13 protein-coding genes and 4 tRNA genes are annotated in these 20,289 nt (G+C 52.2%); 2 read left to right on the top strand and 15 right to left on the bottom strand.

Annotation, left to right across the window (positions count from 1 at the left end):
* Window positions 1–10: 10 nt before the first annotated feature.
* The 12 genes from J5A66_RS01530 to J5A66_RS01475 form a co-directional block, all read right to left on the bottom strand.
* Window positions 11–82, bottom strand: a tRNA-Thr gene (locus tag J5A66_RS01530).
* Between the two features lie 9 nt (window positions 83–91).
* Window positions 92–164 (bottom strand) — tRNA-Gly (locus J5A66_RS01525).
* Window positions 165–246: 82 nt separating this feature from the next.
* A tRNA-Tyr gene (locus tag J5A66_RS01520) sits at window positions 247–329 on the bottom strand.
* A gap of 43 nt (window positions 330–372) precedes the next feature.
* Window positions 373–446: transfer RNA gene (locus tag J5A66_RS01515), tRNA-Thr, on the bottom strand.
* A 102-nt stretch (window positions 447–548) separates the two neighbouring features.
* A complete protein-coding gene (hpf, locus tag J5A66_RS01510) occupies window positions 549–848 on the bottom strand; it encodes a ribosome hibernation-promoting factor, HPF/YfiA family (protein ID WP_211791389.1) in 300 nt (99 codons plus the stop codon).
* Window positions 849–872: 24 nt separating this feature from the next.
* Window positions 873–1,754, bottom strand: a complete 882-nt coding sequence (locus J5A66_RS01505) for a tyrosine-type recombinase/integrase (RefSeq protein WP_211790733.1) — start codon at window positions 1,752–1,754, stop codon at window positions 873–875.
* A gap of 81 nt (window positions 1,755–1,835) precedes the next feature.
* Complete coding sequence (gene rpsU, locus J5A66_RS01500) at window positions 1,836–2,027, bottom strand: 30S ribosomal protein S21 (protein WP_211790732.1); 192 nt, start codon at window positions 2,025–2,027, stop codon at window positions 1,836–1,838.
* A 497-nt stretch (window positions 2,028–2,524) separates the two neighbouring features.
* Entirely contained in the window at window positions 2,525–4,183 is a 1,659-nt protein-coding gene (locus J5A66_RS01495) for a hypothetical protein (RefSeq protein ID WP_211790731.1), read from the bottom strand.
* 85 nt (window positions 4,184–4,268) lie between these two features.
* Entirely contained in the window at window positions 4,269–5,615 is a 1,347-nt protein-coding gene (locus J5A66_RS01490) for a RagB/SusD family nutrient uptake outer membrane protein (RefSeq protein ID WP_211790730.1), read from the bottom strand.
* Between the two features lie 136 nt (window positions 5,616–5,751).
* On the bottom strand, window positions 5,752–9,009 hold the full coding sequence (locus J5A66_RS01485) for a SusC/RagA family TonB-linked outer membrane protein (protein ID WP_211790729.1): 3,258 nt from the start codon (window positions 9,007–9,009) through the stop codon (window positions 5,752–5,754).
* A gap of 181 nt (window positions 9,010–9,190) precedes the next feature.
* Window positions 9,191–11,782, bottom strand: a complete 2,592-nt coding sequence (locus J5A66_RS01480) for a zinc-dependent metalloprotease (protein ID WP_211790728.1) — start codon at window positions 11,780–11,782, stop codon at window positions 9,191–9,193.
* A 233-nt stretch (window positions 11,783–12,015) separates the two neighbouring features.
* Entirely contained in the window at window positions 12,016–13,806 is a 1,791-nt protein-coding gene (locus J5A66_RS01475; protein WP_211790727.1) for an aminopeptidase P family protein, read from the bottom strand.
* Between the two features lie 212 nt (window positions 13,807–14,018).
* Here J5A66_RS01475 and J5A66_RS01470 point away from each other — a divergent pair, with 212 nt between their 5' ends.
* The gene (locus J5A66_RS01470) at window positions 14,019–14,594 is read left to right on the top strand and encodes a pilus assembly protein N-terminal domain-containing protein (RefSeq protein WP_211790726.1); all 576 of its coding nucleotides are present in this window, start codon (window positions 14,019–14,021) and stop codon (window positions 14,592–14,594) included.
* 198 nt (window positions 14,595–14,792) lie between these two features.
* Here J5A66_RS01470 and J5A66_RS01465 read toward each other — a convergent pair whose 3' ends face one another.
* The 3 genes from J5A66_RS01465 to argR all read right to left on the bottom strand — a co-directional run bounded on the left by J5A66_RS01465 (window position 14,793) and on the right by argR (window position 17,667).
* Window positions 14,793–16,448: an AMP-binding protein gene (locus J5A66_RS01465; protein WP_211790725.1), complete on the bottom strand. Its 1,656-nt coding sequence runs from the start codon at window positions 16,446–16,448 to the stop codon at window positions 14,793–14,795.
* Window positions 16,449–16,462: 14 nt separating this feature from the next.
* The gene (locus tag J5A66_RS01460) at window positions 16,463–17,017 is read right to left on the bottom strand and encodes a helix-turn-helix domain-containing protein (RefSeq protein WP_211790724.1); all 555 of its coding nucleotides are present in this window, start codon (window positions 17,015–17,017) and stop codon (window positions 16,463–16,465) included.
* 176 nt (window positions 17,018–17,193) lie between these two features.
* Entirely contained in the window at window positions 17,194–17,667 is a 474-nt protein-coding gene (gene argR / locus J5A66_RS01455) for an arginine repressor (RefSeq protein WP_211790723.1), read from the bottom strand.
* Window positions 17,668–18,157: 490 nt separating this feature from the next.
* Between argR and J5A66_RS01450 the strand changes: the two genes are divergently transcribed.
* Complete coding sequence (locus J5A66_RS01450; RefSeq protein WP_211790722.1) at window positions 18,158–20,212, top strand: HD family phosphohydrolase; 2,055 nt, start codon at window positions 18,158–18,160, stop codon at window positions 20,210–20,212.
* Window positions 20,213–20,289 lie beyond the last annotated feature (77 nt).

The following is a 20,289-nucleotide window of genomic DNA, read 5'->3' as shown; positions in this document are numbered from 1 at the left end:
CCCGTGATAGAGCTGTAACTGAGAGTTGAACTCAGGACCTCTTCCTTACCAAGGAAGTGCTCTACCACTGAGCTATTACAGCATTGGTTAGAGCGGAAAACGGGGCTCAAACCCGCGACCCCCAGCTTGGAAGGCTAGTGCTCTATCAACTGAGCTATTTCCGCATTTTAGCATCTCTCCTCACGACATACAGGCAACGGTCTGCATTCAGAATGAAAAGAAGCTTTTTTGAAACTTCTACTGAAGTGGGTGGTGATGGATTCGAACCACCGAAGTCGAAAGACAGCAGATTTACAGTCTGCCCCATTTGGCCACTCTGGTAACCACCCGTTATTTTATTAATAATGTGTCAGAACGCGTTTCGCGACCTTGAGCCTCTTGTCGGATTCGAACCAACGACCCCGAGATTACAAATCACGTGCTCTGGCCAACTGAGCTAAAGAGGCAAATCCCTTGCAGCCGTCTGGCAAAGCACGTAGGACATGTTCTAAAGACGGCTGCAAAGGTAGAGAATATTTTTTACTCGCCAAAACTTTTCGAATGTTTTTTTAGTGCTCGCGCTGTTTTTCCTTTATTTTAGTGAGCTGCACTTTCAGCGAGTCGACACACTGATCGATGCTTTCTTCAAAGGTGTCGCAGATTTTTTCCACAAAGACGTTATTACCGGGAAGCACCACCGAGACGCTCGCCTGTTTATTCATGGCCGTAGCGGGCTTGACTACTTTCAGTGAAACCTCCACTTTCTGTATCTGCTCGTAGGCTTTTTCCAGTTTCATCACTTTCTTTTCGATAAAGGCCTGCAACTGTTCCGTAGCATCAAAATGGATCGCTTGAATTTTGATTTCCATCATATGTCCTCCTATTTTTAAAGGTTATGCCCGTGGATGGGCTTGATTGTAAACTTTCTTCAACTGCTCGAAGGTGGTGTGCGTATAGATTTCGGTGGTAGAGAGACTCTCGTGCCCCAGCAGTTTCTTAACGCTCTCCAGTCCGGCTTCATGGTTCAGCATCGCCGTGGCAAAGGTATGACGCAGCACATGCGGCGATTTTTTCTTCAACGTGGTTACTTTCGAAAGTCCCTCTTGCACCTTTCGTTGCACCAGGCTTCTTGTCACCCGCGCTCCATCTTCTGTAACGAAGAGGGCACTACTCTGCCTGGGTGCGATCTTGTCGCGCAATGCGATGTAGCGTTTCAACCCGTTTGCCAGTTCTTCGCCAAAGGGGATGAGCCGTTGTTTGCTGCGTTTGCCCGTCACCTTCATCACTTGATTAACGAAATCCACATCGGGATTGTCGAGTCCCACCAATTCTGCCAGTCGTATGCCTGTAGTATAAAAGGTGAGAATCATGGTATAGGCCAACACTTCTTTGAAGCTCTCGCCGCAGGGGATGTCGTCGAGCAACCGGTTCATCTCTTTTTCGCGCACAAACTGCGGCAGCGGGCGCGCTCGTTTCGGCCCTACCACTTTCTGCATCGGGCTTTTCTCTACCCATCCTCGCATCAGAGCAAAACGATAAAAAGAACGCAATGCGCTCAGTCGTCTGTTGACCGAGGTGGCATTGCATCCTTTGTCCATCATGCTCTCCATCCAATCACGAATGATGTCGGCGTCTACCGTCTCCCAGGAGAGCTGTGTATCTTTGTTCTTGAAATGCGTTTCGAACGCACGCAAATCGTCTCCGTAACTCAATACGGTGAGTGCAGAGCGGTTCAGTTCAAACTGCAAATAGTCTAAAAACGCATCTATCATCATACGCATTGCCGAGGGAATAAAAGTATTTCGGCAACGAATTTACGAAAAAGCGTTCAGACTTCCAAATTTTTCAGCGACAAATTAGTCTTCCATTGTACGGAGCTTCTGCACGTAGACAGCCCGTTCCATCTTGAGTCTTTTAAGTACAGAGGGTTTGTCGAACTGCTGACGAGCACGAAGCTCTTTCACTACGCCTGTTTTTTCAAACTTTCTCTTGAACTTTTTCAAAGCTCTCTCGATGTTCTCGCCATCTTTTACGGGTACAATAATCATGTTTTGTCTTTTTATTTTTTAATGTTTAACTTTTTCGATTTCTTGGGTTGACGTTATAAAACGCGGGTGCAAAATTACATCTTATTTTCTTAACGAACAAGTTTTTAGGCTAATTTTTACAGGCTGTCGTTTTTCATCGAAAGTGGATCTCTGCTTCATCGCCACAGAGATGGGGGCTGTTTTTCGAACATTCTACAATTGTTTGAAAACCAATAGTTTATAAAACCGTTTTCAAACGCTTAGCTTTTACACGCCATTTACTTAGCTTTCGCATCGCGTTTTCTTAGCTTTTGCCACTCAAAAGCTAAGAGTTGGGAAAGCGATGGGAATGGAGATCTGAGCATTGACCATCAAGAATGGATGGAGAAGAGCAACTGCAACAAAAAAAGAACTGATCACGCACACGGCGTATCAGTTCTTTTTGGGTTGAGCCTTTATGAGTTTCAGGTTCTCTGCTCAATGGGCCATTGTTCAGTCTCGATTGTCACTTCATTGGCTTATTTGGCGAATTTGAGATTGGCTGTGCCGGTTTTCAGCACGTATACGCCTTGAGGCAACGTGGCAACAGAGAGGCTGCGCGTGGCTTTCTCACTGAGTAGAAGGGTGCCTTGCAGGTCGTATACCTGCGCATCAAGGGGACGTGAGAAGCTGAAGAGCTGTCCCTGACGCGTCACAGCAGCATCGTCGGTGACGGTACGCACGCCGGTGGTCTCGTCGACATCGAAAGCCGAGTAGGTGATCATTGTGCTGTTTTGCGTTGCTGAGACAATTTGGTTGTGGTTATTGGCCAGGGCATAAACGAAGGAGTCATCACCTTTGCGCAAGGTTCCGTCAGCTTTCACGGCGTAAACCAGGGCGATAGAGGGTGTGTGATGGGTGGTTTCTTCGGCATAAGCGGCTGCGAGCAGTTTGCCGTCTACGGCTACCAGACTGGTGAGCACTTCGCGATTTTTCTTGGCATCGCCGTCGTCGAAGTTGCTGGTGGCTACCCAACGCACGGCATTGGTGCTGCGGCTGATGGCTGCCACGAAGATGTCCGACCCGCCTTTAAAGGTTTTGTTCATACCGAAAACAGCGGGTTGGTTGAACGTTCCGCCCACGTAGACATTGTCGTTGTCGGCAGTCATGGCGCTCAGGAGGTTGTAGTTGGTTTCCACGTCGGTGAAGGTGGAGTGGAAAGCGGTGTTGAAGGTCGTAGCAGCAGAGACTTCGGAGAAGATAAAACCGTGCTCTCTTTTTCCGCTGGTCTCGCCGAAAGAGAAGGATTCGGTTTTGTTGGGCGAGGTGAGTTTTACCTTTCCCGTAGCCACGAAAGCGGCGTAGAGTTTGCTGTCGGCCACAGTGAAGTTAACGCTTTCGGGGCGTGTCATGTTCTCTGCACCGGCGTTGTCGAAGGTGAGGGCCAGCTCTTCTTTGAGATTCCTCAAGGTGGCAGCATCTACCGAGTAGACGCCCATGCGGGGAATGCTGACGTACATGAAGCCGGCATAGAGAAAATAGCTGCCTTCGAGGTTTTTGCCGTCGAGCGTGCTCTGGCCGGTGTACTCGGCAGAGAAGTAAAGACGGTTGTTGGCCCACATCACTTTATTGGATAGGAAGTAGGTGGCTTCGGCGTCTTCGTAGTACATGCCCGAGTTGGCGATGTCGCTTTTCACGGCCGGAACGACGGTTTTGTGGGCCAGAAGCTTGCCGTCTTTGTCGTATTTGACAAGGAAGAACGATGTGCGGTTATCGTCATCGGTTTTCCCATTGATGGTTACTTCGGTGTTGTTGACCGCATTGGTGAGCTTCACCGCTTTGGCAAAGGTACCCACGGCATAGACATTGCCGTCGCCATCGGCGGTGATGGCGGTGATGCGGGCGGCTCCTTTGAGGGCGACAGCCCAGCATTCGTTGCCGGCGGCATCGAGTTTGCCGATGAAAGCACTGGTGGCGATGTTCTCCAACTCCTTCCCTCCGAAGAGGATCTCGGTGTTGAAGGCTCCGGCTACGTAGGTGCTTCCGTCGCTGGAGACGGCTACGGGGGCTGTACGGACGGCCTTACTGGACAGGTCGAAGGCTTCGACGATTTTCGTCCACTTCAGGGTTCCGAACGATGTGGCTTGCAGGGCGGATGCCACAAGGGCAAGACTTAAACTCAGTAGGATTCTTTTCATACTCTGTTCTCCTTCAATTGATGGTTTGTGAAATATAATAATTGTATACGCCCAGCGTCGCGAGGTGCGACGTTTGGCGTTGATGTCAGTGTTCAAGCTTTTCGATTCCGGGGTTGGCCTCGAGGGCTTCGGTGGGGAATCGTAGGGTGTAGCGCCGGTCGTTGGGGGCAAGGGTGTAGGTGTTGGTGCCGTAGGTCTTTTGCAAGAGCGGACGGGTAGTGCGGCGCAAGTCGAACCATCGATGGCCTTCGAAGGCGAGTTCGCGAGCGCGTTCGTCGTAGATGTAGTTGATGAGGTCGGCCTGCGAGAGAGCGTCTACAGCGGTGGCGTGGAGGGTGTAGAAGGCGGCTGTGTAACGTTTCTTCATCAGGGTCTTGAGGTAATCGCGGGCCTGGGCGAGCGATCCGAGTTGGGCAGCGGCTTCTGCAGCGATGAGATAGAACTCGGCCGATCGGAAAGTGCTGTGCTGTTCGCCTCCACCGCCTTTCCGCAGCAGAGTGGTGGTGGAGGAGACGGCGTTGAAGTAATGGGCTTTGCGGCGGTCGCCCGACCGATAGAGGGCCAACAACTCGTCTGAAACGCGACCGGCACGGGCGTAGGTGGGTGTCATCACTTGTTCGAGGGCTACAATATTCTCGGCCGACTTATAACTGGTGGGCAGCAGAGCCGAAGAGAGGGTGAGATCTTCCAGGGCAGGATGGGCGGCGATCACTTGTTGCGCAGCGGCGAGTGCTCCCGTCCAGTCGGCTTGATACAGGGCGAGCCGAGCTTTGAGGGCCTTTGCCGAGATGGTGTTGAAACGGTAATTGAGACCTGTGGGCCACTCTACTTTGTTCATCAGTATGGCAGCACTGTCTATATCGCGTTCTACCTGGGTGTAGACTTCGGCCAACGAGCTGCTCTTGGGCACCAGATTCACGTCTGCCGAGAGCATGAGCGGAACGGCTCGGGCTGTGTCGGGACGCACCGTAGTGTAGGGCGGGGCGTAAAGATTGGCCAATAGGAAGTGGCAATAGGCACGCATCATGTAGGCTTCACCAACGAGTTGCCGACGGTCGGGCTCGGAAATCTGCGTCATGGTGTAGCGGTTGGCGATGAGGGTGTTGGCAATGTAGATGGCGTGATAGTATCGACGCCAACCCAGGGAGACGGTGGTGGCCTGCGGGGCTTGGTCGTTCCAAGCCCAAAGATCGAAGAAGGCACTGAGATCTTCGCTGCTGGTGGTGGAGGCATCGAGCGTCATCTCGTCACTGCGAAAGGAGACCAGGCCTCGGTCTTCGGGAAAGTTCTTATACTCGGTGGTGAGCAATGCCCGATATTCTTCGCCGGTTTCGGCGATGACTCTGCCCGTAGGACGAATGTCGAGAAACTTGTCGCACGAGCTCATCACACCCACGAGACAAAGGAAAAGGACTAATCGAAAACTTTTCATAATGGAGAATGGATAATTGACAATTGATCATTCATTTTCTTGGAGGGAGGGTTCTGTCGTTGACAGCATCCATTAGGGAATCTCCGCAGCCGTTCTGTCACTGACAGAAGTATCAGGGAGTCTCCGCCACTCGGTATCAGAACTGCACGTTCACCCCAAAGATAAAACTCTTGGATAACGGCTGAGCAAAGGGGTTTCCCATCGTCTCGGGGTCGAGATAGTTGTCGTAATTGCTGGCAATGACGAACAGATTGCGAGCTTCGACCGAGAGCGACGCACTGCGGATGCCCACCTTCGAGAGCCAAACTCGGGGCAGCTTGTAACCCAGACGCAGACTTTGCAGACGACCGTAGCTGTTGTTGCGTACCCAGGTGTCGAGCATACTATATAGGTTGAACTCGGAGTAGCGGATGTATTCGGCCGCGCGTGCACCGGCAGTCATCAGCGCGGGGAAGGTGCCGGTGGAATGAGCGGAGGTCCAACGGCGGAGAATGTCGCGGTTGGTGTTGAGCCCACGGTCGTAGTTGGCCGGCGAATAGGTAGGTTGCACGCGTACCTTCATACCAAGATTGAAGATGAAGTTCAGGCCCAACTGCCAGTCGCGGTAATCAAAGGTCTGGGTCAGTCCGCCGGAAACTTTCGGGTCGGCCGTACCCATATATTGATATTGAGCGCGTTGCTGTTCGGCGGTGAGCGTGCTGGCTCCGTGGGCGTTGAGTTTGAGTAGCTGTTGAGCTGTTACCTTTTGCCCATCGGCGGTAAGGAAAAGGGGGTAGCCATCGGCATCGAGACCGGCCGTTCGGTAGGCGAAAATGGCTCCCACAGGATAGCCTTCACGCCCGGGATAGGTGGCGTTCTGAGCCACCGTCTCACGCAATACACGGTTGGTGTTGAAGCCCAAATTCACACTGGCGTGCCAGGTGAAGTGCTTTGTGCGGAGCGGACGTGTGGAAAGAGCTACTTCGAGACCCTCATTCTTCATGCTGGCCCAGTTGATAATCGTAGAGGAAAAGCCCGTTTCGAGCGGTAACATACGCGTTCCGATAAGGTCGGTACTCTTTCGATAATAATAGTCGAGCGTCAGATTTACGGCGTTGTCCAGCAGACTGAGGTCGAGTCCGAGGTTGATATTGCTCGTCTTCTCCCAACGCAGATTGGGGTTGGGAGCCGTCTCAGCGGTGATATTGGTCTCGATATAGCCGGGCAGAACGGCTGTGCGACTGAACGTGCCGATAAGATAGGGCGAGGTGTTCTTGTCGATGTTGCCTTGCAAACCGTAGGAGAGACGCAGGGCAAGATTGTCGATCCACTTCGTGGCGCGGGTCTTGCGTAAGAAGGGTTCGTTGGAGATGCGCCACAGTCCGCTCACAGAGTAGAGCGGCAGAAAGCGATATTTCTTGGCCACTCCGAATACGTCTGAGCCGTCCCATCGAATGCTTCCGCCCAGGGTGTAACGCGCCAACAACGTGTACGAGCCCGTGGCAAACCACGAAACATAGGCGTTTTCCTGATAGGTTTCGCGGTGGAGGGGATATTGCCGAGCCAGATCTTCGGTGGGGAAAAGCACGGGTTGCGTGGTGAGTGTGCGAGCATCATAGCCGTAGGCGGCCGAGTAGAGCGACGAGCTTTTCAGGCGGCGCACCTCTGTTCCGGCCATCAATTCGAGGTCGTGCACGGTGTCAAACCGACGGGCAAACTCGGCCATCGCCTTCCAGGTCCACTGCCGACTATGTCCCTCCGTCTGCTTGTGCATGCCACCCGTAGGTAGAAAGGTGCGCTTGCCGTCGGGATAGGCGTAGGTGGCGAAGAGTTTTTCCTTGCGCATGGCGTAGCTGTTCTCGCCGGCATAGCGTTCGAGCGAGTAGCCGTCCTGCTGATAACCCAGCTGCGTGGTAAACTTGAGGCTGCTGTTCAGCTTGAGTTCAGCGTCAAGAATGAGCATCAGCGAGCGGTCGGTGCGGCGGTTCGAGGTGTTGGCTCGTTCTTCAAAGATATTGAAGTCGAGCGAAGAATCTTCACGACCTTGAATATTGGTGTCGTAACGGTAGTTGCCGGCGGCATCGAAGGGCTGAAAGTAGGGATTGGCCTGTCGCGAGTAGTACACGGGATTGGTAAAACCGTTCGTGTCGGTGAGGTAACTGCGTTGCTTACGACGGTTGGCAAAGACGGAGGCACCGAGTCGAAGCATCCGGTTGACGCGGTAATTGGTTTTGAGCGTCAGGTTGAACCGGTCGTTGCTCACGCCACGCACAGTGCCCATTTCGTCGTAGTAGCCCAACGAGGTATAGTAGTCGGCTCGCTCGCTACCACCCGATAGGCTTACGTGGTGTTCCTGATTCGTCACAGGACGGAAGAGAATCTCATTCCATGGGGTGTCAATACCACGCAGAGCATTGATTTGCTGTTGTGCCGTGGAGCTCAGTGCGGCCCATCCTCCCCCTTTGTAAGCTGCCGTTTCGCCAAGGGCGGAAAGAATCTGGGCCACGCCGCCCTTGCCCTCGCGATAGGTGTAAGGACTGCGAAGGAGTTCGAGTTCGAGGTTCACTTTCTCGTCGGCCGTGAGCAGGTTGAGCCGGTCGAGACTCGTTCGGGGCGAGTGGGTGAGCTTGGCTGAGTAGGTGACTGCCGGCCGTCCATCTCGCCCGCGTTTAGTAGTGATCACAATCACGCCATTAGCGGCTCGCGCACCGTAGATGGCCGTTGCAGCAGCATCTTTCAGCACAGTGATATTCTCTATGTCGGCAGGGTTGATGCCAGCCACTGAGGTTTGGTAGATGTTGTCGATGTCTTTAAGGTCTTCCATGGTGGGAATATCAGTTCCTTCAAGGGGCATTCCGTCGAGCACCCAAAGAGGCTCCTGCGATCCGTTGAGCGAGGCTGTTCCGCGGATGCGAATCTTCACCGGTGCACCCGGTGCGCCCGAAGCAGTGACTGCCGTCAGCCCGGCGATTTGTCCCGACAGGGCTTGGTCGATACTTTTCACGGCACCTACTTTCTCGGTGGAGATGTCTACCGAGGTGACGGCGGCGGTGAGTTTGCGGCGGTCGATTTTCTGATAGCCCGTCACAACCACTTCGTTCACAGTTCGGGCATCGGATTTTAGTTGTATGCGATAGTGATTCTGTCCGTCGACGAGGAGTACTTCCTGGGTTTCGTAGCCTAAGTAGCGCACGGTGAAACGGTTCACTTTCGCATCCACGGAGAGGGTAAACCGACCTTCATAATCGGTCACGGCTCCTGTTTGGACCTTCGCGCCGGGCACAGCTACTGAGATGGTGGCACCAGGCAGCGGGTCGTTATTGGCGTTAGCTTCCACCACCACGCCTGTGATGACACGTTGCGCCCACAGATTCGGCGCAAGGGCCAGAAGGAGAAGAATCGTCAGTTGTTTCATATCGTTTATGCTGTTTGTTTGAATGATGCGGGGTAAGATTTTTTATCCCGGAGGTTGGAGAACTTATTTCAGACTCATTTTCCCATCTCATAGACCGTTTTATCCATTTCTTTTGCCGGTTTTAGTCGTCTCGTAGGCCGTGTTGCCCATTCTTTATTCTATGAGCCTACGTTCCCTTTCTTTACTTGCGCAACCCCAGAGCGGTTTGGATGCGAAGCGACACATCTTCGTAGTGCAGGCGGGCAGCGGTATTGGCTGTGGTCAGACGCGAGCGCAGCAGTTGGAGAATGCGAAGTAGTTCGCCGCGTTTTACGCTAATGGCATCGCTCACACGGGTAGCCTGACTGCCGGTAAGCTCGATGATGCGCGACGCACTGCTCAGCTCGCGGGGATGGAACAGCGTGCAGGGCTCGTTGGCTGAGGTGCCGTATCGTGAGACAGACCCGGCAGCAAGTTTTTTATTTAGCTTGACACCCTCTTGCTCAGCAGCTGCGGTGATGAGGGCATCGACAAAGTTTTTCTGCAAACTGCGTTCGGCAATGTCGGGGTTACGACCGGCGATAGTGGAGCGGAAGATGTGACGGTGGAGCCGGTCGACGAGTTCGATGGCGGTGAAGGCCTGTGCAGAACCATTCTGTCGCTCGTTCTCGAGCATGCGTACCAGTCGGTTGTTATCCAACAAATCCCACAGAATGTAGCTCTGCTGATTGGTGAGCGAATAGGCTGGCGACATCTCTTGCACACCCACCGGAGTGCGACGATTGATGTAGGTATATTGCGTGAGGGGCGCGGCGAAGAGCCAGGGTTGAGCACTGAGCACCTCATCCATCAGGAATTGCACAGCTCGTTCCTGCCGTTCGCGGGGCACGAAGCTGAAGGTTCGCTGCCCATCACCCACAGTAGTGTTCTCGATGTACATGCCACCCACGTTGGCCAGCACGTGATAAGCGTAGAGACTCCATTGGAAGATGATGGCGGCGTAGAGACGCGAGGCATCATCATAGGTTTGACCCGGTCGGCCCGTCGTCGTCCATTTCACGATGTTGGGCACGATACGTTTAAGGTTAGCGATACCATATCGGGCCGATCGCATCGCATCATCACCCAAGTCCTCGCTCAAGGCGCGTGGATCGATGGCCGTCCGCTGGTTTTGCGCCTCACTGTAGCGATATTCTCTACTCTGATGTTTTTGCAAAAATGTAAAGAGAGGTTGATCGGCTTGCTCTTCATTGGGGAACCAACGATAACCCCATTCTATGGCCATGAGGTCGTAAGGGCCAATGGCAGGAGTCGTAACCTTCACGCCGTCACCGGGTTGTGCCACGTAGTTGAAACGCGCATAATCCATGATAGAGGCCGAGGTCCCACCCATGCGACGGGTGAAGTGGGGAGAACGCAGCGAATCAGTGGGGTAAGCGTCAGAGGCACGCATGTTGTGCCGCAGTCCCAGCGAGTGTCCCACCTCGTGGCAGGCCACAAAACGCGCGGCGGCTCCGATGAGACTGTCGGGTAGAACGGGTTGGCGCGCGGCCGGGTCGTAGGCAGAGGTCTGCACCATCAACCACTCCTTGAGCAACGACCGCACGTTATGCCACCAGATAACATCAGCTTTGAGAATCTCACCCGTACGCGGATCGATAACAGAAGGCCCCATGGCGTTGGCTTTCTCAGAGGCATCGTACGTCAGGACGGAGTATTTCACGTCGTCACCCTCGGCCGCCATACTGTCGGTATACGCCTTCACCTGAACGGCATTCTTAAAGCCGGCCCGCTCGAAGGCGCGGTTCCAATCCAGAATACCACGTTCAATATAGGGACGCAGATTGCGAGGAACAGTGCGGTCGATATAAAAAGTGATGGGCTGACGTGGCTCAACCAGTTCGCCACGCAGATAGGCCGCGGTGTCGATAGGCTCCAATCGCCAACGGGTGATGTAGTTTCGAGTGGTCACCTCGGGCTGATCGTCGCCATACTGCAAACGAGGCGTAGTGAAATAGCCCACTCGCTGACTCTCTACTCTACCCGCCATGGGATGCTCGGGCAGCAGAATGAGCGACGAGCTCACCACCACCGTAATATGAGTCTTACTCTTTCCCTCGTGTACTACTGTGGTCAGCTCCGACGTGGCCGCCACGTTTCCCTCGTAAGCCTTCATACTCAGGATGCGCGAGAGTTCGCTATTGGCACTTGTACCGAGGTTGATGAGATTAAAAACATCGTTCAGACTATTGTCCTTACCGTTGAAGAGGTCGGTGACTTTCACCACCACCGAAGCCGAATCTCGACTCACTCCCTCCACTTTCAGACTGGCTATGAGCGGATTAATATAATTATCGCGCACCGAAAGAGCCATCGCCTGTCCTTCCATCACTTCGGGCGTGGGGCGTTGTTCGCGAATATTGAGCCGACCGAGTTGGCGTTCCCATTCCAAGACAATAGTTTTATTCTCGTAGTTAATACCTTTGTTCACACCAGCTTCGTTCAGTTCGGCCGGCACCTGGAGCAGTTTATTCGATACCAAGAACTGCCTGCCGAGCAGTTGTTTCGGTATCTCAAGATAATATTGATCGTCTTTCTTGATGACGTTCATCAGTCCTTGCAAAGCCAGTGTGTCACGGCCCGTGAGCTTATGATAGGCCGACGGAGCCGGAACCTCTCTCTTCTTCTTACGCAAGAACCACGACTGCTCGAGCAATCCGAACGTACTTGACAAGGCGGGAATGGAAATACCCGCAACCAGGAAGGCAACCAAAAGCGTTTCTTTCTTCTTCATTTTCTATAACGACAGTTATTACTGTTCAACCAGAGTCTGTCCCAGATACCGACAGAACTCATTTTTTCATAAAGTGCAAAAGTAATAAAAAGTCAACAGAAAAACGCACTCTACCTTACAAAAGTAAGGAAAATGCGTTTCAAGTTCTCTTTAAGAATCGATTTTCCACCAAGAAGATGTGGTCGTGGCAGCTTGCTTTTATCAACGGCACCATCTGCCTCTACTTCCCGCTCTCATCGCGTCAACGGCTTCGTGGCTTCTTTTAGCCAGACTTGTTCTTCCGGTTCGAGGTGTGGAGAAAGAACCTCCTCCACTCGGCGATGATAGTGATTGAAGAACGCCAATTCGTCGTCGCTGAGCAGAGAGACGATAATGGGCGTGGTGTCGATGGGACACAGGGTAAGCGAATCGAACTCAAGGAATGCACCAAACTCGGTTGTCTTCCCGGGAATGGTGAGCAATGTGTTTTCGATACGCACGCCGAAACGCCCCGGAAGATAAACGCCGGGTTCGTCCGTGATGGTCATACCGGCATGAAAAGCAGCCGGTCGCCACTCCATTCGCACCTGTTGCGGTCCTTCATGCACGTTGAGATAGGCACCGACACCATGGCCGGTACCATGAAAATAGTTCAAACCCTCGCGCCACAAAGCCTGCCTTGCCAGGATGTCGAGTTGCGTTCCGGTGGTACCGTCTGGAAATTTGCACATCGCCAATTGCAGAAATCCTTTCAGAACCAGCGTATAGACACGCCGCTGCTCATCGGTAATCGGGCCCAAGGCGATGGTCCGTGTGATGTCGGTCGTACCGTCTTCATACTGTGCTCCGCTGTCGATGAGCACCCATCCGCGAGGCTCTACAACCGCATCCGTCTCGGCAGTAGCTTCGTAATGCACGATAGCACCATGGGCTTCGTAGCCCACGATGGTGTCAAATGAGACCCCTCGGAAGAGCGGTTGACTGGCACGCAGCGACGTGAGTTTCTCGTCGAGTGTCCTTTCGGTCTGTCCTCCAGCCTTAACTGCCGGCTGAAGCCACCGCAGAAACTTAACCATCGCAATGCCATCTTTAAGCATCGCCTGGCGGAAGCCACGTATCTCGGCCTCGTTTTTCACAGCTTTCATCTCGGCCACGGGTGATGTTTCGAATATCACTTCCTGACAAGCCACTTGCCGAGCAAGGGTATAACAGGTGGCGGTGGGATCGATCAGGATGTTATATTCGCTATAATGCCGAAGTCCGTCGGCCACATTTTCGTAATCGTCGACATCCACTCCTTGCTCCGTTAGATAAGACAAGATCTCGGCCGAGAGCTTCACCTTATTTATATATAACGTCGTGCGATGGGATGAAATGAGCAGATAGGCCACGAAGACAGGATTACAATGCACGTCGCAACCTCGCAGATTGAGAGTCCAGGCAATGTCGTCGAGAGTAGAAAGGAGGGTTCCATCGGCATGAAGGCTGCGCAAGGCTTGACGAATTCTCTTGAGTTTGGAACGTGTTTCTTCGCCGGAGAGTTCTATCGGTTGCATTTCTACAGGCCGGGTAGGAATCTCGGGGCGGTCTTTCCATAGTGTTTCGAGAGGGTCGAAGTTGGTTCTGACAGTGAATCCGCCCCGCTTCCGAAGATCCTGTTTCAGTTCGCACACCTCCTGGTAGGTGTTGGTCATTCCATCGAGTCCCACTTCGGTGCTGTCGCTCTCGCGCAGTTCTTCTGCCAGCCACTGGGCAATGGAGGGCGTACCGGCCATTCGCTGCTTCATGAGGCGAAACTCTGTGCCGGTCAATTGTTCTTCGGCGGCAATGAAATAGCGAGAGTCTGTCCACAGAGCGGCGGCAGTCTGCGTGACGACAGCCGTGCCTGCCGATCCACTGAAGCCCGAAATCCACTCGCGCCCTTTCCAATGGTCGGGCACATATTCGCCGCTGTGTGGGTCGGTACTGGGAAAGATGAATGCCGCGAGATGTTCTCGGCGCATCCGTTCGCGAAGGGCGTCGAGCCGTTGGTCGATGGTTTTCATATCTGTTTCTTACGATTGGGTTTCTACGGCGAAGATAGAAAATACTTTCTCAAAGGCATCGAAAGTGCATCTTCAAAACTTTTCTCTATACATTAATTATATAGCGACTCTCCGAATATTACTTTTTTTAACACCACTACCGTGCAAGTTCCTGTGATTCTGCGTTTATAGGGGTGAATATCAACAATAAGTTTAACTCAAAAATCAACAAAATGAAGACAGTAACTCTGTTTAAATCTATGACAATGGGCCTATGTTGCCTTTCTTCAATGATGTTTTTCTCGTGCAGTAAAGACGACAACAAGCCGGTGGTAAGCCAGCTCAAGTTCGACAAAAGCAGCATTGAGGTGGTTGAAGGCAAGAAAACGGATGTGAGAGTAGGTGGCGGAGTGGCTCCCTACACTGCCCAAACCTCCGACGCAAAGACAGCAACGGCTGTTGTAACCAAGGATGTTGTCACTGTGACGGGCGTGAAAAAAGGACAAGCTACGCTGACCGTCACCGACAAGAACAAAAAGATGGCGAGCCTGAGTATCGTGGTCAAAGATGCTGCATCGGTTCTCTCGTTCGACAAGGAGGCGGTTTCTGTAGACACAAAGAAAACCGTTAACGTAGAAGTGAAGAGCGGAACGGCTCCTTATACCGTTGTTTCTAAAGATGCCAAAACTGCCACAGCCACAGTGAAAGATAAGATCGTCACTATCACCGGCGTGAAAGCGGGAACAACGACCATCACCGTGACCGACAAAGACAAGAAAACCGGTGTTATCACCGTCACTGTTAAGTAACAAGTTTTGTCACTGTTAAGTAGTGGAATTTGCCACTGTTAAGTAAAAAAATCATTTCATCTATTCGACTTCTCATAGAAGATAGCGGGCTCTGGTTTGTGAAAACCGGAGCCCGCTTTTTTTTAATTGATCTATGAGAATTGACCATGATAATGGTCGATACGCAATTCTTAATGATCCATTCCCTATTCTTAGGAATCAATTCTTTCTATCTTTTTCTCTGATTTCGACGCGTCTGATTTTCCCGCTGATGGTTTTGGGCAATTCGTCGACAAACTCAACGATGCGTGGATACTTATAGGGAGCCGTCTCGTGTTTGACGTGTTCCTGGAGCTCGCGTACCAATTGGTCGCCCGCTTGAGGCTTCCATTGGTCGTGCAGCACCACGGTTGCCTTCACCACCATGCCGCGAATATCGTCGGGAACACCCGTAATGGCACATTCCACCACGGCGGGATGTGTCATGAGCGCACTCTCCACTTCAAACGGACCGATGCGATAGCCACTGCTTTTGATCACATCGTCGGCTCTTCCCACAAACCAGTAATATCCATCTTCGTCGCGCCAGGCGATGTCGCCGGTATAATACACGCCGTCGTGCCAGGCCTGACGGGTGAGTGCTTCGTCGCGATAATACTCCTTGAAGAGTCCCAAAGGTTTGCTCTTACCGATGCGAACAACAATCTGCCCCTTCTCTCCGTCCTCGCAAGAGGTGCCATCCGGGCGTACCAAATCGATGTCATACTGTGCATTGGGCATACCCATCGACCCTGGTTTAGGTTCCATCCAGGGCATCGTTCCGAGGGTCATACAAGTCTCGGTCTGCCCGAAACCTTCCATGAGTCGGATGCCTGTGCGCTCGAAAAATTTGCGATACACGGCAGCATTGAGTGCTTCTCCGGCCGTGGTGCAATATTGTAGCGAGGAAAGATCGTAACGATTGAAATCTTCGTGGATGAGAAACCGATAAACCGTCGGCGGTGCGCAGAACGACGTGATGCGGTATTTCTCGATGCATCGGAGGATTTTATCGGCCGCAAACTTTTCGTGATCAAACACAAACACGGCCGCCCCGGCAAACCACTGCCCATAGAGTTTCCCCCAAACAGCCTTCCCCCAGCCCGTGTCGGCCACGGTGAGATGGATGCTCTCCTCGTTGAGATTGTGCCAGAAAACGCCTGTAGGAATATGTCCGATGGGATAAAGAAAATCGTGTGCCACCATTTTGGGTTCTCCGCTCGTACCGCTGGTGAAGTACATCAGCATCATATCGTCGTTGCTCGTAGGCTCGGGCCGCACAAAAGGCGGTGCGGCAGCTATCTCTTTGTGCCAGTCGTGAAAACCCTCGGGCACCATCGGACCGATGCTCACCAGCACTTCCACCGTCTTACTCTCGGGCATAGCCCCCTGCACCTGCGTCAAAACATACTCCTCGCCCACGCAGACAATGGCCTTGATGCCGGCACTCGTGTTGCGATAGACGATGTCGTGCGTAGTGAGCATGTGCGTAGCAGGAATCGCAACGGCCCCGATCTTATGCAGAGCCAGCATCGAAATCCACCACTCATATCGCCTTTTGAGAATCAGCATCACACAGTCGCCCCGCCCAATGCCCAGTGAGAGAAAGTAGGCCGCGGCCCGGTCGGTTTCCGCTTTGAGGTCGGCGAAAGAGAAAAAACGCTCCTCTCCCTCGTCGTTGGTCCAGATCAGGGCCGTCTTCTCGGGTTTTTCCGCTGCCCAGACATCCATCACGTCGTAGGCGAAATTGAAGTTTTCGGGAACAATAAACTCTAAATTATCTCGATAATCTTCCGTCGAAACGAACGACGTCTGCTTTAAAAACCTTTCTATCATGCGTGTTTTCCCTTTCAAACGATTACACATAAAAACTTCACCGTCTTACCTCCCAGGGCCTGCATGCGGTGGGGTTGCGAGGCATCGAAGTAAATGCTATCGCCTGCTTTCAGCACGAGCACCTTCTCGCCGAGCGTCAATTCCAGCTCGCCCTCTAAGATATAGTCGAATTCCTGCCCGCTGTGCGTGTTTTTGCTATACTTCTTTCCGTCGGGCAACGGGTCTACATAGGCCAGGAACGGCTCTACTTTCCGACCGCGAAAGCCGCTGGCCAGACTCTCATATTTATAGTCATTGCCCCGTTCCACGCCCAGTCCGCTGCCCTTTCGGGTGAGATAATAGGCACTCATGCGCGGCTCCTCGCCGAAGAGCAGCACGTCGAGGTCGATGCCATAACGTTTCGAAATCTTGGCCAGTCGGTAGACAGAAGGGTCGGCCGTGCCGTCTTCCATCTTCAGATAATGCTCCAAAGAGATGCCGCAAAGGTCGGCCACCTCCTCTGCCGGGATGTTCAACACCTCGCGCAGCCCCTTGAGTCGCTGCCCGATAGCCTTTATTGATTCTTCCATAATTGTATTGCTAAATTTAAAAATCGTCACAAAAATATGCAAAAATCCTCTGTATTCTCTATTTAGGCTTTCGTGTTAAGTGGGTTTTAGCGTTATTAACAAATTTACCGCACAGCCCATCCCGATGTGTGCAAGCCCGCTTTGTGTTTTCCCTTTTTTCAGCGCATCCCGCGCCATTACATCTTGGCAATCACCTCTTGTAACCCCTGAAAAATCTCCTCTCGGGTGCAATTCTCGCGCGTAACGATGAGAATGGTATCGTTACCGGCGATGGTTCCCAGAATGGCATCGATGTTTCCGTTATCTATGTTGTAGGCTATCGAACTGGCATAGCCGGGTTTGGTTTTGATCACTCCCATGTTTCCCGAAAAATTCACCGAGAGAAAACCCGACGTCTGCAGCATCTCGCGTGCCGTGCGGGGCGAAGGCACGCGTCGATACATCGTTTCATTGGGCAACACATAAATGTATTTGCCATTCATCGTGGCTGCCTTTGCCACTTTGAGTTGCTTTAAATCTCGGCTCAGCGTGGCCTGCGTGATGTGGAACCCCTCGGCGGAGAGAGCCTTCAAAAGTTCCTCCTGACTGCTCATCTCTTTGCTCGAAATCAACATTTTCAGCGTTTCAATTCGACTGTCTCTTTCTTTCATCTGTGTATAAATATTGGTTTCATCGACAAAAGTATACATAAAAATCGACAATCAGAAGTCCTTTCCCTCTCTTTTTCTCATCTTCCGCTCCACCTTCGTTTATGCTTGATCATGAGCTTGTTACACCACCTCATTCCGATCTCTTAGCTTTTACGCTCCATTTCCTTAGTTTTTGAAGTGTCATCTCTTAGCTTTTGCACCTCGTTTTCTTAGCTTTTAAAACGTTCTTCGTAACCTCTTAGCAATCAGACGTTGACGACGCTCGAGATAAGCCTCGACTATTTTTGCACAAACAACCGCATAGGGCTTGCCGGGTTGCTTGAACTCACGCACGACTCTTCTGCTCACGGTTTGCTGTTTCTCTCCCTATTCCTCTACTCCTACCCTGCTCTCCTCAAAGAGAAAGGGGGTAAAAGTGAGGGGTTTTCTTCGGTGTCTGCCTCTTTTTTCGTATTTTCGCGCCCGATAAATAACGTTAATCGGGAAAGGAATGGATAAAATCAGTATCGCCAAAGGACGCACCCTGCACCGCAGTTTGTGGTTGGTGGGGTTTGTCTTGGTATCTCTGTTTGTGGTGGTGGGCGGACTTCCGCGCAACAGTGCACCACAGATGCGCTACGATGTGGATAAGCCTTGGATGTATGGCTCACTGATAGCGAAGTTCGACTTTCCGGTGTATAAAACCGACGAGGTGATCAAAAAGGAGCAGGACTCGATGTTGCAGCTCTTCCAACCCTACTACAACTACGACAAGGAAGTGGAGAAGCAACAGATCGAACAGCTCAGGAAAGATTTTCCCAACGGCATTCCTGGTCTGTCAAAGGGGGGCATGCACACCCTGATAGATCGGTTGCACCGGCTCTATCAGGCCGGAATCATCAGCACGCCGCAGTACAACAAGATGGCCAAAGACTCGGCTAATATGGTGCGGGTGATCAGCGGAAAGCGAGTGCAAAGCATCCCCATCAACTGCATCTACAGCACGATGGGGGCCTACGAACAACTGTTGAAAGACGAGGTGCTGGCCGAATATCGCATACTCCTTCAACAAACGGACGTGGTGGGCTACATTCAGCCTAACATGACCTATGACAGGGATCGAAGCAACACCGAACTCAACGACCTCTTGGGCAGTATTCCGTTGGCCAGCGGAATGGTGCTTACGGGACAAAAAATCGTCGACCGGGGCGAGATTGTCAGCGATTACACCTATCGTGTGCTCTCTTCCTTAGAGAAGGAACTGGCCCGGCGCAATGTGTCGAAAGGCGAAATGAAACTCACCATCCTGGGTCAAACCATCTTTGTGCTGACTCTGCTCTTGCTCTTTACCTGCTATGTGGTGCTGTTCCGTCCACATTATTTCTATAAATGGCGCAGCGCGGTGATGCTCTATGTCATGATCACGGTCTATCCGTTGCTGGTTTCGCTCTTCATGGAACACAGCATTCTCAGCGTGTATATCATCCCCTTTGCCATCGGACCGATGTTTATCCGCGTGTTTATGGACTCGCGAACGGCTTTCACCACTCATGTGGTGACGATGTTGATCTGTGCCATCGCCGTGAAATATCAGTACGAGTTCATCATTATTCAACTGGTAAGCGGACTGGTGGCGATCTATTCGCTGAGCGATCTGAGCGGGCGGGCGCAGCTTTTCAAGACCGCCCTCTTCGTAACACTGGCCAATGCTCTGGTGTTCTTCTCGTTGCAGCTCATGCAGACGGGCGACATCGACAACTTCGATGCCAGTATGTACACTCATTTTGCGGTGAACGGCGTGCTGCTGTTGCTGGCCTATCCGCTGATGTATGTCATCGAACGCACTTTCGGTTTTACGTCTAATGTGACGCTCTTCGAACTCTCTAACACCAACAAGGGACTGCTCAGAAAAATGAGCGAAGTGGCTCCGGGCACCTTTCAACACTCAATTATGGTGGGAAATCTGGCCGCCGAGATTGCCAATCGCATCGGGGCAGATAGTCTTTTGGTACGCACCGGCGCGCTCTATCACGACATCGGCAAGATGAAAAACCCCGTGTTCTTCACCGAAAACCAAGCCGGCGTCAACCCACACAAGGGCTTGCCCTACAAAGAAAGCGCACGCATCATCATCGAACACGTGACCGAGGGCGTGAAAATGGCCGAGAAAGAAAATTTACCTCCTATCATCCGCGAGTTCATTCTCACCCATCATGGCACGGGCGTAGCCAAGTATTTCTACATCAACTATAAAAACGAACATCCCGACGAGGACGTAGACATCCGCGATTTCTCTTATCCTGGTCCCGATCCCTTCACCCGCGAACAGGCCATCTTGATGATGGCCGACACGGTCGAGGCTGCTTCGCGTTCGCTTTCCGAGTATACGGAAGAGAACATCAGTGCACTCATCGAGAAATTGGTGAACACTCAGCTCGAGGAAGGCCACTTTAAAGAATGCCCCATCACGTTCCGCGATATTGCCGTGGCCAAGGCCGTGATGCTGGAAAGACTCAAATCCATCTATCACACCCGCATTTCTTATCCGGAACTGAAGAAAGGATGAGTGCCACGATGACACCTTTTATAAGGTGTCTATCTCTAATTTACGTTAAATACAGATAGACTTTTACTGAACAATAG

This window comes from Prevotella sp. oral taxon 475 (assembly GCF_018127805.1).
Lineage (GTDB): Bacteria > Bacteroidota > Bacteroidia > Bacteroidales > Bacteroidaceae > Prevotella.
Note: the sequence above shows the minus strand (reverse complement) of the source record. Positions and strands in the feature narration are given on the sequence as shown.